General features: G+C 68.0%; 14 protein-coding genes. 11 read left to right on the top strand and 3 right to left on the bottom strand.

The features are described from left to right. Positions 1-38 precede the first annotated feature (38 nt). Positions 39-1,826, bottom strand: a complete 1,788-nt coding sequence (locus I7X43_RS16540; RefSeq protein WP_310737515.1) for a methyl-accepting chemotaxis protein — start codon at positions 1,824-1,826, stop codon at positions 39-41. A 433-nt stretch (positions 1,827-2,259) separates the two neighbouring features. On the opposite strand from I7X43_RS16540, the gene I7X43_RS04380 reads away from it, so the two are divergent. Beyond that, positions 2,260-3,471, top strand: coding sequence for an NAD(P)H-dependent flavin oxidoreductase (locus tag I7X43_RS04380; RefSeq protein ID WP_375140379.1), 1,212 nt, complete (start codon positions 2,260-2,262; stop codon positions 3,469-3,471). A 16-nt stretch (positions 3,472-3,487) separates the two neighbouring features. After that, complete coding sequence (locus I7X43_RS04385; protein ID WP_198099661.1) at positions 3,488-4,780, top strand: NnrS family protein; 1,293 nt, start codon at positions 3,488-3,490, stop codon at positions 4,778-4,780. A 22-nt stretch (positions 4,781-4,802) separates the two neighbouring features. Here I7X43_RS04385 and I7X43_RS04390 read toward each other — a convergent pair whose 3' ends face one another. Further along, positions 4,803-5,831, bottom strand: coding sequence for a tellurite resistance/C4-dicarboxylate transporter family protein (locus tag I7X43_RS04390; protein ID WP_198099662.1), 1,029 nt, complete (start codon positions 5,829-5,831; stop codon positions 4,803-4,805). 122 nt (positions 5,832-5,953) lie between these two features. Here I7X43_RS04390 and I7X43_RS04395 point away from each other — a divergent pair, with 122 nt between their 5' ends. The 8 genes from I7X43_RS04395 (at position 5,954) to ipdC (ending at position 12,113) form a co-directional block, all read left to right on the top strand. Continuing rightward, on the top strand, positions 5,954-6,238 hold the full coding sequence (locus tag I7X43_RS04395; protein ID WP_198099663.1) for a DUF2249 domain-containing protein: 285 nt from the start codon (positions 5,954-5,956) through the stop codon (positions 6,236-6,238). Continuing rightward, entirely contained in the window at positions 6,231-7,262 is a 1,032-nt protein-coding gene (gene ubiU / locus I7X43_RS04400; protein WP_310737516.1) for a ubiquinone anaerobic biosynthesis protein UbiU, read from the top strand. Before I7X43_RS04395 ends, ubiU begins: the two co-directional genes overlap by 8 nt. Before the next feature lie 2 nt (positions 7,263-7,264). Beyond that, a complete protein-coding gene (locus I7X43_RS04405) occupies positions 7,265-8,197 on the top strand; it encodes a U32 family peptidase (RefSeq protein ID WP_246480119.1) in 933 nt (310 codons plus the stop codon). Further along, the gene (gene ubiT, locus I7X43_RS04410) at positions 8,194-8,646 is read left to right on the top strand and encodes a ubiquinone anaerobic biosynthesis accessory factor UbiT (RefSeq protein ID WP_198099665.1); all 453 of its coding nucleotides are present in this window, start codon (positions 8,194-8,196) and stop codon (positions 8,644-8,646) included. Before I7X43_RS04405 ends, ubiT begins: the two co-directional genes overlap by 4 nt. Before the next feature lie 70 nt (positions 8,647-8,716). After that, positions 8,717-9,007 carry a DUF2249 domain-containing protein gene (locus tag I7X43_RS04415; protein ID WP_198099666.1) on the top strand — a complete coding sequence of 97 codons (291 nt, stop codon included), beginning with the start codon at positions 8,717-8,719 and terminating at the stop codon, positions 9,005-9,007. Next, positions 8,994-9,341, top strand: coding sequence for a metal-sulfur cluster assembly factor (locus tag I7X43_RS04420; RefSeq protein WP_246480120.1), 348 nt, complete (start codon positions 8,994-8,996; stop codon positions 9,339-9,341). Before I7X43_RS04415 ends, I7X43_RS04420 begins: the two co-directional genes overlap by 14 nt. Next, positions 9,338-10,465 carry a DUF8744 domain-containing protein gene (locus I7X43_RS04425; protein WP_198099667.1) on the top strand — a complete coding sequence of 376 codons (1,128 nt, stop codon included), beginning with the start codon at positions 9,338-9,340 and terminating at the stop codon, positions 10,463-10,465. The genes I7X43_RS04420 and I7X43_RS04425 overlap by 4 nt, the downstream gene beginning before the upstream one ends. Further along, complete coding sequence (gene ipdC / locus I7X43_RS04430) at positions 10,458-12,113, top strand: indolepyruvate/phenylpyruvate decarboxylase (RefSeq protein ID WP_198099668.1); 1,656 nt, start codon at positions 10,458-10,460, stop codon at positions 12,111-12,113. Before I7X43_RS04425 ends, ipdC begins: the two co-directional genes overlap by 8 nt. Positions 12,114-12,128: 15 nt before the next feature. Here the strand turns inward: ipdC and I7X43_RS04435 are convergent, their stop codons facing one another. Beyond that, complete coding sequence (locus I7X43_RS04435) at positions 12,129-13,109, bottom strand: diguanylate cyclase domain-containing protein (protein WP_198099669.1); 981 nt, start codon at positions 13,107-13,109, stop codon at positions 12,129-12,131. A 182-nt stretch (positions 13,110-13,291) separates the two neighbouring features. On the opposite strand from I7X43_RS04435, the gene I7X43_RS04440 reads away from it, so the two are divergent. Further along, positions 13,292-16,174 carry an adenosylcobalamin-dependent ribonucleoside-diphosphate reductase gene (locus I7X43_RS04440; protein WP_198099670.1) on the top strand — a complete coding sequence of 961 codons (2,883 nt, stop codon included), beginning with the start codon at positions 13,292-13,294 and terminating at the stop codon, positions 16,172-16,174. Positions 16,175-16,217 lie beyond the last annotated feature (43 nt).

Here is a 16,217-nt window from a genome sequence, read left to right on the forward strand (position 1 = left end):
GGTCCATCCGTGCCGCTGCTGCGTCGACAGGTGATTGACTACGCTACTTCACCGGCGGAGCAGTCAGTGCGTACCTGAAAGACCGAAACCGCGGAAGCCATTTGCTGGGCTTGCTGTTGAAGACTCTCGGCAGCGGCAGCGGACTCTTCAACCAGGGCTGCGTTTTGCTGCGTGGTGCGATCCAGCTCGGACACCGCTTGCCCAACCTGCTGGACGCCACTGCTTTGTTCCTGAGTGGCCGTGCTGATTTGCCCCATCAAGTCGGACAACTGAACGATGGACTGCACCACTTGGTCCACCGTGGCGCCGGCTCGGGACACGAGTTCCGCACCCTGCTCCACGCGAGCGCCGCTGCTTCCGATCAAGCTTTTGATCTCTTTGGCCGCTTCGGCACTGCGTTGTGCAAGTGACCGGACTTCGCTGGCCACCACGGCGAATCCCCGCCCCTGCTCGCCGGCACGGGCGGCTTCGACCGCTGCGTTCAGTGCCAGGATATTGGTTTGAAACGCAATGCCATCGATGACGCTGATGATGTCCGCGATGCGGCGCGAACTTTCGTTGATGCCTTGCATGGTTTGAACGACCTCCACCATCACGGCGCCGCTTCGCGCGGCAATCTCGGTGGCATTGCGCGCCAAAGTGTTCGCACTCTTGGCGTGGTCTGCGTTCTGGCGCACGGTTGCGCCCAGTTGCTCCATCGAGGCAGCTGTTTGCTCCAGGGCACTGGCTTGCTGCTCTGTCCGGTTAGACAGGTCCTGATTGCCCTGTGCAATCTGAACTGCCGCGGTAGCCACGCTGTCGGCGTTCTGGCGCACCCCGGAGACCAAGGTACCCAGCTGTTCGCTCATCTGGTTGAGCGCCAACAGCAGCTGACCGACTTCATCTTGCGATTGAACAGATACCCGCTGACTGAGGTCTCCTGCGGCAACGCCCTGGGCGAATTGCACTGCCGAGCCCAGCGCCTGGCTCGTTCGGCGGGAAACTTCCCACATGATCCAACTTGCCAGTGCGCCCAGAACCAACAGACCCGTCAAAAACGCCAGAAAACGCTGCTGAGCCTGCTGGGCTTGTGTGTGGAGCTGTTCGCTGAGGCTCTTGAGCGTGACGTCGATGAGCTGGTACTGCGGATCGATGTGGCGCGTGATTTGGTCAAAGAAAGCAGGCCCAGATAGGGGCTCTGCAGCGCTAGCGACGAGTTGCTCTTGACCGAGTTGGAGGGCCGATCCGGCGGCTGCGCTCGACTTTTCAAGCGGACCTCCCAGGTCCTTGAGTGCATTTCCACCCAACCGGCGGGCTTGCTCCACGGACCGGACGGCACGCTCTTTAACCTCCCTTAACAGTGTTAACTGCAGCTCAAAACGCCCCTTCTCCTCGGGGGTGACGGCGCCGCGGCTCAACGCCGCCGTGCCCTGAGCCCGAAGCTGCCCCAGAGTTTCAGCCACTCGCGGCAGCTCATCGAGTGCCGCTGACTGCAACCCTTGAACCACGGGACGGGGGTCGGTCGCGACGCCGCTGTAACGAGCGACCTGTGCCAACAGATCCAACTGCCCTTTCACCAAGGCGCTGTGCCGAGCAAAGCTCTGCTTGCTGTCGATTTGTTGGCTGGCCACCGCTTTGGCTAGATCTTTCCAATCCGTCTGCAAGGCGCGTGTTGCTTTGCCCAGGTCGGTGGCGTCCAGTGTCTCAGCCAATCGAAGCACTTTTTCGGCCGCAGCCGTCGTGGCGGCTTCACGGCTGCCTCGAGCTTCTGCTGCACTGCTTTGGCCTTGCAAAAAGGCGGACGACAGGCCGCGATGCTGCTGGGTGAGGCGAATCCACTCCAGCAAACTGCTGGAGGGGGCAATCGAATCATCGGCTCTTTGAGCGCTCTGATACTGAGCCCAGTCCTGTTGCAGGATCCGGCCTGTCGGAATCAGCGCCAGCGGCGCAGAAATAAGAGCAATGACGGCAAACTTTGCTCGCAGGGAAAGCCGACTCAACCACGCAGAAAAACCCATCGCAGCCACCCACTTGCGCGAAAAAGGAGAAGTGAGTCTGAGGGGGGGGGTAAAAAAATTGACTTGAGTCAAGAGGCGGCGGTTTGAAGGGTGTGGCCCCCATTCGGAAGGAGGCACGTGTGGAGTTTTTGTCTCTTTTTGGGATCCCAGCGACGATGGGCTCTGAGGTGGCCCGAATCTTGCGCGCGCCTTGTCTTGCATTGCGTCAAGGACAGCGCGGGCGTTGCCCCCTACGCTCGCCGCTCGCACAACCGAGATGCCCATGAACCCACTTGATTCCCTGGAATTTGCCCGTGCCCGCGCCGGCTTGCGTACTCTGACGCTGGCGGGGCGGCAGTTGTTGCCCATTGTTCAGGGGGGCATGGGGGTGGGCGTGTCGGCGCACCGCTTGGCCGGCACGGTGGCGGCCCACGGCGGCGTGGGCACTTTGTCGTCGGTGGACCTGCGCCGCCACCACCCCGACCTGATGGCGCGCAGCGAAGGCTTGCCCGACACGCAAGAGAAGAAAGACGCGATCCAAGCCGCCAACCAAGAGGCCTTGGCGCGGGAGATTCAAGCGGCCCGCCGGCTGGCCGACGGCATGGGCTTGCTGGCTGTCAACATCATGCGGGCCGTGACCGACTACGCGGCCTCGGTCAAGACGGCGTTGGAACAGGGCATTGACGCCGTGGTGGTGGGCGCCGGCCTGCCGCTGGACCTGCCCACGCTGGCCAAAGACCACCCCCAGACGGCGCTGATCCCCATCCTGAGCGACGCCCGGGGCGTGTCCCTGGTGATGAAGAAATGGGAGCGTCAGCAACGCCTGCCCGATGCCATCGTCATCGAGCATCCGCGCCACGCCGCCGGCCACTTGGGGGCGGCCAAGATCGCCGACCTGGACGACCCGCGCTTTGAGTTCGAGACCGTGCTGCCGGCGGTGCGCCAGCTCTTGCGGGAGGCCGGTGTGGAGGGGCAAGTGCCCTTGATCGCCGCGGGCGGCATTCGCCGCTGCGAAGACATCCAGCGTGTGCAAGCCCTGGGCGCCGATGCGGCGCAGTTGGGTACGGCCTTTGTCGCCACCGACGAGTGCGACGCGCACCCCGAATTCAAACGGGTGCTGGCCGGTGCGCGTGAAGAAGATCTGGTGGAGATCACCTCGGTGGCGGGCTTGCCGGCGCGCGCGGTCTTGACGCCGTGGTTGGCCAAGTACTTGAAGGCTGAACCCCGCTTGCAAGCCGTCGCCCAGCTCAAGAGCCGCTGCACCCTGGCGTTCGATTGCTTGCAGCAGTGCGGGCTGCGCGATGGGCTCAAGGGATGGGGTCAGTTCTGCATCGACCAGCGCTTGGCGGCTGCCCTGCGCGGGGACGCGGACAAGGGGCTCTTTTTCCGCGGGCGGGGCGGCATGCCTTTTGGCGAGCACATTGCCAGCGTGCGCCAGTTGATGGAGCGGCTCCTGACCCCGGGGGTTGCGCTCGGTACGGCGCCGGCCGCCTGATTGACGCGAGGACTCCATGGCCACGATTCCGCTGCGCCCCGCTGCCCCGCCCCCCGACCCTTCTTCGGGCGCGTGGCGCCTCTCGCGCTTGCTCAGCGCGCCGCACCGGCTGGGGTTTTTCAGCGCCGCGCTGTGGTTGGCGCTCAGCGCCCTGTGGTGGCTCGGGGTGCTGGTGGCGCGTGAAGCGGGGCAAGCCCTGCCTTGGGCGGTGCAGCCGGGTTTGGCGCACGGGCTGCTGCTGTCCCTGAGCTTCATGCCGCTCTTCATCGTTGGTTTTTTGTTCACCGCAGGGCCCCGCTGGCTGGGCTTGGGGGAGGTGGACGCGCGCAGCCTGCTGCGTCCGGTCGTGATGCTCGAGGGCGGCTGGGCCTTGGCGCTGCTGGGGTTCCATGCCCACGCGGCCCTGGCGGCCCTGGGCGTGGCCGTGGTGGGCCTCGGCTGGGCGTGGATCACGCGGGACTTCTTGCGTCTGGTCCGCATGAGCCGCGTACCCGATCGCCTGCATGCCCAGTGCGTCGGGGGCGCCTCGGTCTATGGGGTGCTGGCGCTGGCGTTGGCGGCCTTCGGTCTGCTGCAGGACAACAGCGCCCTGGTGCGGGCGGCCATTCATCTGGCCTTGTGGGGGTTTCTGGCGCCGGTGTTTGCCATCGTCTCGCACCGCATGATTCCGTTCTTCACTTCCGCGGTGCTGAACCACTTGGAGGCCTGGCGTCCCAACTGGCTGCTCGGTCTGATGGTGGGAGCCCTGGCGGTAACGGGTTTGGGCGAAGTGGCGGAAGCCCTGTGGGGGCCCCTGCCGGCGGTCCTGCAGGGGGCGCAGGCCTTGGTGCAACTGCCTGCCGGTGGGATGTTGCTGTGGCTGGCCGTGCGCTGGGGCTTGGTGGACAGCCTGCGGGGCCCCAGCTTGCGCTTGCTGGCCATGCTGCACGGCGGGTTTGTGTGGTTTGGCGCGGCCCTGTTGTTGATGGGCGTCAGTCACCTGCTGCGACTCAGCGGCTGGGACGGCCTGGGCCTCGCGCCCCTGCATGCCTTGACCATGGGCTATTTGGGCTGCACGCTCATTGCCATGATCACGCGCGTGGCCAGCGGCCACAGCGGTCGGCCGCTGGCGGTGGATGCCCTGGCCTGGAGCCTCTATGTGCTGCTGCAAGCCGCGGTGCTGGCCCGCGTGATGGCCGTGCTGTGGCCGGCGGCGGCCAGCCCCTTGCTGCTGCTGGCGGTGACCGGCTGGGCGCTGGCGTGCGGCGCGTGGGCGCTGCGCTACGGCAACTGGCTTGGGCGACCCCGGGCCGACGGACGGCCCGGCTAAGCCCGGCTGAACGCGGGTTCGATCAACCCAGCAGGGCGCGGCGCATGCGGTTCAACAGGCCGACCCCCGCCCCGCACCAGGCCAGGAAGGCGACCCAAATCACGCCCTGGGCGATCCAATGCAGCGGCGGGAAGTCGGCGGCCAGACCCAAGCGGGCGCTGGCCACGGCGTACATGCCCAGCGGGAAGACCGCACTCCACAGCACCGGTTCGTAGCGCAGTGGCAGCTTGCGCACGCCGTGCTTCCACAGGCTGAAGATGGCGAGCATGGGGATCCACCAGGTGGCCCAGGTCCAGATCATCAGCGTCACCCCTTCGATGAAGGGGCGCTGGGCGGTCAGGAAGGCGATGCCGGTGTCGTCGGTGATCAGCGAGGTGCCGGCATTGGCGGCAATGGCGGCTGCCCCCATCACCACCCACAGCAGCGGCGAGATGTCTTCGGGCCGCAGGGTGAGGAAGAAGATGCGGTAGCAAAAGAGGGTCACAAAAATGCCGTACAGCGCCAGGCCCAGGCCCCACAGCATGTGCACCTCCACCCGCATGGCACCGGCCAAGGGACCGAGTTCCGGCGCAATGCGCGAACCCAACAGCACCAGGGACTGCGTGCCCACGATGGCGATCAGCCAGCCGCCGTGGACGATGTTGACGTTGTGCTCGTGCGTGAGGATGGTCAGCACACTGAAGGCCAAATAGAGCAGCGAGGCCCAGGCCAAAAACGCCACGACCCAACAAGCGATTGCGGCCTGCATTTGGCCTTGGCTGTGCAGCAACAAGCCCACGATGTTGGTGGCCGCCACCAGGGTGAAGTAGCTGAACACCATGCGCGGGTTGAGCAGGTCAATCTTGACCGCGGCGGCGTGGCGAGCCAGCCGCAAGGCGCTGAGACCCAGCAGCACGGCCCAAGCGGCGACCGCAATGACGCCCAGGGCCGCGCCCAAGCGGCCAAATCCCAGGCCGTTGAACCCCAAGGCCAAGATACCGGAGGCCATGACAAAGGCGAAGTTGCCGGGGTGCAAGGCGCGCAGGCTGGGGCGTTCGGTCGCGGTGTTCATGGCGCCGCAGTATCCCGGGCCTGCGGGGGTGGGCGGGGCAGGGCTTGCCCAGACTTGAACCCGTTCAAGGACAGGTGAGGCGGTGTTGCCTACGCTTCGCGAACCCTTGGAGATTTTTTGCCATGAGCGCCATCGACGTTCGCACCATTCCCCCGGTTCATCGCCATCCTTTGATCTTCTCGGCCTTCGACGCGCTGCCCGAGGGCGGTCACGTGGACTTGGTGAACGATCACGAGCCCAAGCCCTTGCTGGGACAGTTCCTGCAAAAACGGCCCGGCCAGTTCGATTGGCAGGTGGTGGAGGCCGGCCCGGAGCGCTGGCAGATCCGCATCACCCGCGTGAAGCTGGGCCCGGGTGAGACCAACACCGAGGGGTGCTGCGGGGTCTGCACTTGCCGCGGTGGGTGACGCCGAGCGCCGCAAGCCGCATCTGGTCTGTCCGGCGGGGTCCCTTCGGGCCCTGCAACAGGCCATTGATGCTGGGGCCGATGCGGTTTATCTGGGCCTCAAGGACGCCACCAACGCGCGCAACTTCGCGGGCTTGAACTTCGACGACGCCCAGGTGGCGGAGGGCGTTCGCTACGCCCATGCCAGGGGGCGTCAGGTGCTGATGGCGCTCAACACCTACGCCAACGCGGCGGACGTGAGCCCGTGGAAGCGCGCGGTCGACCGGGCGGCGCGGCTGGGGGCGGATGCGCTGATCGTGGCGGATAGCGCGGTGCTGGCTTACGCGCGCGACCACCACCCGGGCCTGCGCCTGCACCTGTCCGTGCAGGCCTCGGCCACGACCTACGAGGCCATCGAGTACTACCGCGAGCGCTACGGCATTCAGCGTGCGGTGTTGCCCCGGGTGCTGACCCTGCAGCAGGTGCAGCATGTGATTCGGAACACCTCGGTGCCGATCGAGGTGTTCGGCTTTGGCAGCCTGTGCGTGATGGTCGAGGGACGCTGCGCGCTCTCCAGCTACGCCACCGGCCAGTCGCCCAACACGGCGGGTGTGTGCTCGCCGCCCTCGGCCGTTCGCTGGGAGGAACGCCCCACGGGCGTGGAGGCGCGCCTGAACGGCGTGCTGATCGACCGCTACGCGCCGGATGAGCCGCGCGCCTACCCCACGCTGTGCAAAGGGCGGTTTGACCTGGACGGCACGCCGCGCGACTACGCGCTAGAAGAGCCCACCAGCTTGAACACGCTGGCGCTGGTGCCGCAGCTCATGGAGCTGGGCATCGACGCCATCAAGATCGAAGGGCGACAACGAAGCCCCGCCTATGTCGCCGAAGTGACCAAAGTGTGGCGTGCCGCCATCGACAGCGCCTGGGCCGCTGATCAAGGCCAGGGGCGCTACAGCGTGCAGCCCGCCTGGGGCCAGGAGCTGGCGCGCTGGGCCGAAGGCCAGCAGCACACGCTGGGCGCGTACGACCGCCCCTGGAGATGACGATGAATCTCACCATTGGCCCCCTGCTGTATTGGTGGCCGCGTGCGGCCTTGATGGACTTCTACGCCCAGGTGGCCGAGGGCCCGGCCCACACCGTGGTGCTCGGGGAGGCCGTGTGCTCGCGCCGCAACGAGTTCAAGTACGAAGACTGGATGGCCCTGGCGCGCGACCTGCAGGCTGCGGGCAAGCGCGTGGTGCTGGCGACCCAAGCCTTGGTCATGAGCGAGGCGGAACTGCGCAGCGTGCGTCGCTTGTGCGAACAAGACGAATTCGCCGTCGAAGCCGGCGATGCGTCGGCCTTGCGCTTGCTGGCCCAGGCGGCTGCGGCGGCGCCCAGTCGCCCTGCCTTTGTTTTGGGCCCGCACATCAACATCTACAACCGCCTGGCGCTCCAAGAGCATGCGGCGCTGGGGGCTGGCGAGTGGGTGGCCCCCGTGGAGCTGTCGGTGGAGGCGGTGGCCACCATCAACCCGCCGGCCGATCCGGTGCTGGGCATTGACGGGCCGATCCGCACCGAGGTCTTTGCTTTCGGTCGATTGCCGCTGGCGTTTTCTGCCCGCTGCTTCACTGCGCGCCACCACCGGCTGAACAAGGATGAGTGCGAATTCCGCTGCCTGCAAGACCCGGATGGCTTGCTGCTCAAGACCAGCGAGGGTCAGCCGTTTTTGGCGCTCAATGGCATTCAAACCCAAAGCGCGAGCCTGCAATGTTTGGTGACGCACGGTCCCCTGTTGCACCGCGCCGGTGTGCAATCGCTGCGGCTCTCGCCCTGCTCGGCGCACTTTGACACCGTGGTGCGTCACTTTGACGCGGTGTTCAACCAGGGGGCGGCGCCGGGGCCGGTGCTGCAGGCCTTGCATGGGCTGTCCTTGCCTGGAGCCTTGGTGGATGGATTTGCCCGGCACGAAGCCGGCTTGATGGAGGTGGTCGCATGAACCCTCGCGGGCCTTTGAACCTGCCGGCCCTGCCCGACGTGTGGCGCGCCCGGGTGCGCCGCCTGCCCCCGCAGCCCCCGTCCTGGCTGGCCGCCCGGGCGCTGGACCGCTGGCTGCTGCCGCGACTGGACAGCGGGCAGCGTCGAGAACTGGCCGACCGGGTGGTGGAAGTGGAGGTCCTGGAGCTGGGCCTGCGCGTGCGCTTGCGCCTCGGGGCGCGGGGTTTCCACCCGGTGGGCGACGGGGAGTCGCCCACGCTGCGCTTGCGGGCGCGGGCCGACGCCCTGTGGCGTTTGCTGCGTGGCGAGGACGACGCCGACCGCCTGTTTTTCGAGCGGGCGCTGGTGATGGAAGGCGATACCGAGTACGGCTTGATCCTCAAGAACACCTTGGACGCCATCGGCCCCCTGTGGCCCCACCTGCGGGGGCCCGTCACGCCGCCTGTTTGACTTCGTGCAAAGCGGACCGCAGAAAACGCGCGTAGCCTGCGCGTTTTGTTCCGCCGTGCCCGGAGGACCCATGAAAGCCGACTTGATGGACCTGCGCGAAGCCCCGCTGGCGCACCGCCACCGGCCCCTATTTGCCGCCTTTGACGGCATGCCGCTGGGCCGCGCCCTGGAGTTGACGGACAGCCGCGAACTCGAATCGCTGCGGGAACTGTTTGACGCCACCCGCCCCACCTGCTTCGCTTGGAAAGAGCTCGAAAGCGGCCCGGGGCTCTGGCGGGCTCGCATCGTCAAGACCCCGGGTGAGGCCGGGTGCGCGGGCTGCACGTGCCAGTGCCAGGGGGCGCGGCTTGCCGCCCTCTGAGCGTTCTGCTGAGACTGGCGACCCGCGCGACGCGCGGGCGCTGAGTGCCTTGCGTCAGGTCGTGGACCCCGAGGTGGGGGTCAACATCGTGGATTTGGGCCTGGTGGTGGGTCTGGACTGGCGGCCCGAGGGCCTGCTGCTGCGGCTCACGCTCACCAGCGCGGCGTGCCCCATGGGGGAGTTGATTGCTGACCAAGCCCTGGCGGCCCTGGATGCGGCGCTGCCGGAGGAACCCCCGGCGGAAGTGGCCTTGGTCTGGGAACCCGCGTGGTCGCCCGAGCGCATGAGTGTCTTGGCCCGGGTGCAACTGGGCTGGCCCGCCGCCCAGCCATGAGCGGTCGGCCGGCGGTCGGGGCGGCCCGCGCCCGGATGGCGCCCGGCCTGGCGTGGCGCCGGCTGCCCGTTCTGGCCCTGGGACTTCTCAGTTTGCTGCTGGGGGTCTTGAGCGGGTGGGCGCGATTGGGCTTGCCGGCCCCGGTCCCCGTGGCGCAGGGGGCCGGACAGCATGCGCTGTGGATGATTCTGGCGTTCTTCGGCACGGTGATCGCGCTGGAGCGTGCGGTCGCCCTGGGCTCGCGGTGGGCCTATGTCGCGCCGCTCTTGGCGGGGTTGGGTGGGGTGCTGCTGCTCCGCGGCGGCCCGGCGCTGCTGTGTTTTGCGCTGTCCAGCACGATCCTGCTGGCGGCCACGCTGCAGTTGTGGCGGCGCCAACCCGAACCCCACGCCGGGGTGCTGGTGCTGGCCGCGGCCGGCCATGCCGTGGGCTGCGGATTGTTTTGGGCCGGCGCCGCTTTGAATGCCGTGCTGCCGCTGTGGCTGGGCTTTCTGGTGTTGACCATCGCGGGCGAGCGCTTGGAGCTGTCGCGCCTGCGCCCCCGGGCTCCTGGTGCGCTCCTGAGTTTTGCCCTGTGGGTGGGGCTGCACGCTGGCGCCGCCCTGGGGGCGGCGTGGGGTCTGCCGGGGTCAGACCGTTTCTTGGGCGGGGCTTGGCTGGGCCTGGCCCTGTGGTTGATGCGACACGATGTGGCGCGCCACACGGTGCGCCAGCGGGGCCTGACGGGCTATATCGCGGTCTGTCTGCTCAGCGGCTACGGGTGGCTGCTGCTGGCCGGGGCCTGGGGGGTGACGCACGGTCTCCCCCTGGGGACCCCAGGCACCGATGCCGCGCTACACGCCCTGTTGCTGGGCTTTGTGTTCGCGATGGTCATGGGCCACGCGCCCATCATCGGCCCCGCCCTGCTGCGCATTCAACTGCCGTTTCACCCCGCGCAATACCTGCCCGTGATCGTCCTGCATGTGAGCGTGGCGGGGCGGGTTGCGGCCGACTTGCTATCGATTCCCTGGGGCCGATCCGTGGCGGCTTGGGGCCATGCGCTGGCCCTGGTGCTGTTCATCGGTTTGCTCGTTTGGCGCGCCCGCGCCGCTTCTTCCTCCTCTTCTTTGCCTCGCCATGTCTGACGCCTTGAACCCCACGCTCACCACCCAATTGCTGGCCGCCCTGCGGGCGCGCGGCGCCGCCGAAGTCTTTGGCATTCCCGGCGACTTTGCCCTGCCCTTCTTCCGCGAGATGGAACGCAGCGGGGGCCTGCCGCTGATCACCCTGTCCCACGAACCGGCGGTGGGTTTTGCGGCCGATGCCGCCGCCCGCGCGCGGGGCGGCCTGGGGGTGGCGGCGGTGACCTATGGCGCAGGGGCCATCAACCTGCTGAACCCGGTGGCCTGTGCCTTCGCCGAGCGCATCCCGCTCGTGGTGCTCTCCGGCGCCCCGGCGGCACACGAGGCCCGCAGCGGCTTGATGCTGCACCACCAGGTCAAGACCCTGGACACGCAGTGGCGCTTGTTTGAAGAGGTGACGGTGGCCCAGGCGCGGCTGGATGACCCGACCCGCGCACCGCAAGAGATGGCCCGCGTGCTGGACGCCGCGCTGCACCATCAGCGTCCGGTCTATTTGGAGATCCCCCGCGACATGCCGGCGCGTCCCTGTGGCCCGGTGCCGGCCTTCCAGCCCCAGACCTGGGATGCGGACCGCGCGGCCGCCTGCGCAGACGAACTGTTGGCCCGTCTGCGCGCTGCACGCGACCCCCTTTTGGTGCCGGGCGTCGAGGTGCGGCGCTATGGGCTGGAGGCAAAAGTGGCCGAGCTGGCGCGGCGCTTGGCCCTGCCGGTCGTCACCACCTTCATGAGCCGCGGTCTGCTGGTCGAAGAAGACGTGCCGCTGGCGGGGACCTACTTGGGCTTGGCCGGCGACCCCGCGCTGTCGGCGCGGGTGGAAGACTCCGATGCCCTCTTACTGTTGGGTGCCATCGTCAGCGACACCAACTTTGCGGTGTCGGGGCAGCGCATTGACTTCCGGCGTGCCATTCATGCCTACGACGGCGCCGTTCACATGGGCCATGCCGTCTATCCGGAGCTGCCTTTGGCGGCCTTGGTGGAGGCGTTGCTGGACCGCCTGCCGCGTCAGGCCGAGCGCCGGGTCAACCCGCCGCCGGCACCGCCCGCCGTGCCCGAGACGCTGGGCGCGCCCCAGGACCCGGTGAAGCCGCACGACATCGCTGCGGCGTTGAACCAATTGATGCGCCTGCACGGCGCGATTCCGTTGGCGTCGGACATGGGCGACTGCTTGTTCACCGCCATGGATGTGGAGCGCACGCCGCTGCTGGCGCCGGGCTACTACGCCACCATGGGCTACGGCGTACCGGCCGGACTGGGCCTGCAAGCCGCGACGGGACAGCGCCCCATCGTGCTCGTGGGCGACGGGGCGTTTCAGATGACCGGGTGGGAGCTGGGCAATGCGCGCCGCTTCGGCCTGGACCCCATCGTGCTGGTGTTCAACAACGCCAGCTGGGAGATGCTGCGCACCTTCATGCCCGAGGGCAAGTTCAACGACCTGGGCGAGTGGGACTACGCCGGCATGGCCGCCGGCATGGGCGGCGACGGCCACGTGGTGCGCACCTGCGGCGAACTGCAGGCGGCACTGGCGCTGGCGCACGCCACCCGCGGCCGCTTCCAGCTCTTGGACATCCGTTTGGCGCCCGGCGTGCTCTCGCCCACGTTGCAGCGTTTTGTGTCCGCCGTGAAGCGGCTGTCCATGCCCAGCGGCAGTTGAGGGGGCGAAGGCCGCTCAGGGCGCAACGGAGACCGTTGCCGAACCGGGGTGCAGGGGCCGTGTCTGAAAGGGTTCCGGCCCAAACTGCACGGCGTACGCGGTGTTGCGCCCCCCTTGCTTGGCGGCATAGAGCGCGCGGTCGGCGGCTTCCAGCAGCAAGGCGCCGCTGGGTGCATCGCGGACCGGTCCCCCGGGCGACCACGCGGCCAGGCCGAGGCTGACGCTCAAGCATTGGCCCTCCGGCAAGCCGGGGTGGGGTAGGGCCATGCGCCGGACCTCTTCCAATGCGCGGTCTGCCACGGTGCTGGCGTCACCCAGTCCGGTTTGTGGCAGCAAAAACGCGAACTCTTCGCCGCCGAGTCGGCAGATCAAGTCGCCCGGGCGGCGGGCCGCGCGCGACAGTGCTTGGGCCACTTCCCGAAGGGCGTGGTCCCCGGCCGCGTGCCCGGCGCTGTCGTTGAAGCGTTTGAAGTGGTCGATGTCCACCATCATCACGGCGATGGGCAAGCCGCTGCGCGCCGCCAGCGCGACCTCGCGCACCAACTGCGGCTCAAAGCAGCGCCGGCTGGCCAGCCCCGTGAGGGGGTCTTCCAGGGCAAGTCGGCGCAGCTCGTCCGTCAGTTCTTTCAGGCGCAACTGCGTGCGCACCCGGGCCCGCACCACCACCGGGTGGATGGGCTTGGTGATGTAGTCCACCGCGCCGATCTCAAAGCTCTTGGCTTCCTGCTCGGCGCTGTCTTCGGCGGTGACAAACAGAATGGGGCAGGCGGCCAGCAGGGGGTCGGCCTTGAAGGCCTGGCAGGTCTCGAAGCCGCTGAGCCCCGGCATGTTGGCATCCAGCAGCACCACGGAGGGCGGGTGGCGGCGCGCCATGGCGAGCGCCTGTGTGCCGGACGTGGCGACATGGAGCGTCCCCAGGCCTTCGAGGCAATGGGCGAGCACGTGCAGCGCATCGGGCTCGTCATCCACCAAGAGCAAGGAGGGGCGGTGGGTCATGGACTTTGTCGCCAAAACACGGGTCGAACGGAATTGTTGGCTGAAAGGGGGAGGTTACCCCCAGGGCAGCCGCTTGAACAGCGCTTGATTTTGCTCAATGCAAGCACGACCCCTGCATTGTCGGGGCTAGAAATCCACACATCTAGTGGTTACGCTGCTGGCTTCACACTAGATATAGCGTCATGACCCCGCAAGCCATCCAGCCCACCGCCGCCACCCTGGCCCCGCAACCCATCAGCCGCGAGGTGCTGATCGAGAAATACGCCAAGGGCGATGAGGATTCCATCGAGGCCGTGCAGCGCCGCGTGGCGCTGGCCTTGGCCCAGGCCGAAGCGCCAGAGGCCCGCGCCCGCTGGGCCGAGGCCTTTGAGCAAGCCCAGCGTGACGGTTTCATCCCCGCTGGGCGCGTGCAGTCCGCCGCGGGGTCGGGCCTGCAGGCCACGCTGGTGAACTGCTTTGTGCAGCCCATTGGCGACAGCATCAGCACGCCCGAAGAGGGTTTCCCCGGCATTTACCAAGCCCTGGCCGAAGCCGCTGAGACCATGCGCCGAGGTGGCGGCGTGGGCTACGACTTCTCGCGCATCCGCCCGGCCGGTGCCTGGGTGGGCTCGACGCAGAGCTCGGCCAGCGGTCCGGTCAGCTACCTCAAGGTCTTCGACCGCAGCTGTGAGACGGTGGAAAGCGCCGGTGCCCGCCGGGGCGCGCAAATGGGCGTGCTGCGCTGCGACCACCCGGACATCGAGACCTTCGTCCACGCCAAAGACGGCGGTGAGCTGCGCAACTTCAACCTCTCGGTCGGCGTGACCGACGCCTTCATGGAGGCCGTGCAGGCGGACCAGGAAGTGGAACTGGTCCACAAGGCTGAGCCCGGCGCCGCGATCAAGGCGGAGGGGGCTTACCGCCGCGAGGACGGTCAGTGGGTCTACCGCCGCGTGCGCGCCCGCGACTTGTGGGACCAGATCATCCACTGCACTTACGACCACGCCGAGCCCGGCGTGCTGTTCCTGGACAGCATCAACAAGGACAACAACCTCGGCTATTGCGAGACCATCACCGCCACCAACCCCTGCGCCGAAGAGCCCCTGCCGCCTTATGGCTGCTGCTGCCTGGGCTCCATCGACCTGACGCGGTTTGTGGTGGACCCCTTCAGCGCCAACGCAGCGTTTGATGAGAACCGCTTTGCGGCCCTGGTGGCGACTTCGGTGCGCATGCTGGACAACGTGCTGGACCTGACGCTGTGGCCGCTGCCGCAACAGGCGGCCGAGGCCCAGGCCAAGCGCCGGGTGGGGCTCGGGTTCACGGGCCTGGGGGATGCGCTGGTGATGCTGGGCCTGCGCTACGACAGCCCGGCCGCGCGCACCCAGGCCGCGCGCATCGCGGAGGTGATGCGTGACGCCAGCTACCGCGCCAGCGCCAACCTGGCGGCAGAGCGCGGGGCCTTCCCGCTCTTCAACGCGGACCTGCTGCTGGCCAATGGCCGCTTCGCCTCGCGCCTGCCGGCCGAGCTGAAGAAGCGCATCCGCGAGGTGGGCTTGCGCAACTCGCACTTGCTGGCCATTGCCCCCACGGGCACCATCAGCCTGGCTTTCTGCGACAACGCCAGCAACGGCATCGAGCCGGCCTTCAGCTGGACCTACCAGCGCAAGAAGCGCCAGGCCGACGGCTCGCACAAGGAGTACGCGGTCGAGGACCATGCCTACCGCCTGTTCCGCCACCTGCACGGGAGCGCAGCGCCGCTGCCCCCCGCCTTTGTCAGCGCGCTGGAAATCTCTGCCCTGGATCACGCGGCCATGGTCGGCGCGGTTGCCCCCTTCATCGACACGGCCATCAGCAAGACGGTGAACGTGCCGGCGGACTACCCGTTTGAGGACTTCCGCGAGCTCTACACCCAGGCCTGGAAGCTCGGTCTCAAGGGACTGGCCACCTACCGGCCCAATGCCGTGCTCGGTTCGGTGTTGTCGGTCACCCCAGCGGCGCCGGCCACGCCGAGCCTGCAGCTCGACCCCAACCAGCGCCTGGCGCTCAAGGCCACGGCCACGCCGGTGCTCGCCTCCTTGCGCTGGCCGGGCCGCCCGGAGCTGGCGGGCGGCAACCCGGCCTGGACCTTCATGGTGCGCCATCCGCACGGAGACTTTGCCCTCTTCATTGGCGAGCTGAATGAGCCCGGTGGCGCCCGACCCTTCGAGGTCTGGGTCAACGGTGCCGAACAGCCGCGCGGCTTGGGGGCACTGGCCAAGACCTTGTCGATGGATTTGCGCGCCAACGACCTGGGCTGGCTGCAGCTCAAGCTGGACACGCTGGCCACCGTGGCCGAAGAGCATGCCTTTGACATGCCCTTCCCGCCGCTAGGCCAGCCGCGTCGCTTCCCCGGCGTGGTGGCGGCCCTGGCGGCGTTGCTGCGCTGGCGCTGCGAGCAACTCGGCACCCTGCCGGGCCCCGACAAAGCGCCGACACCGGTGCTCGATGCCCTCTTCAGCCGCAGCGAACCCCAGACCGGGGCCGATGGCACGCTGGCCTGGGCCGTGGACGTGGTCAACCCCGCCACGCACGAAGATTTCACGCTGACGCTCAAAGAGGTCACGGTGCCCAGCGCGGATGGGCAAGTACACACCCGGCCCTGCGCCATGGCGCTCTCGGGCCGCTACCCGCGGGCGCTGGACGGGCTGGCGCGCCTCTTGAGTCTGGACATGCGGGTGGTGGACCCGGCCTGGATCGGCATGAAGTTGCGCAAGCTGCTGAACTACGCCGAGCCGCTCGGGGACTTCATGGCCTTCGAGCCCAGCCTGCAGCCCGGCACCCGCAAGCAGCGCACCTGGCCCAGCACCGTGGCCTACCTGGCGCGCCTGGTCCTCCACCGCTACGCGATGCTGGGCATCCTGGACGAACAGGGCTACCCCGTGCGTGACATGGGCGTCATGCAGGCCCCCGCCCCGCAGGCCGGCACGCCGACCGGACTGCAAATCCAAGCCGGCCGCCCTTGCCCGGAGTGCGGCAACGCCGCGCTTATTGACAAAGACGGCTGCGACTTCTGCACCGCCTGCGGCCACGTCGGGGCGTGTGGCTGAGCCCACCACCCCTCCATTGGAGGAGGGCGAGCCCCGAGCGCAG

Source organism: Inhella gelatinilytica, from assembly GCF_016093295.1.
In the GTDB taxonomy this organism is placed as follows: domain Bacteria; phylum Pseudomonadota; class Gammaproteobacteria; order Burkholderiales; family Burkholderiaceae_C; genus Inhella; species Inhella gelatinilytica.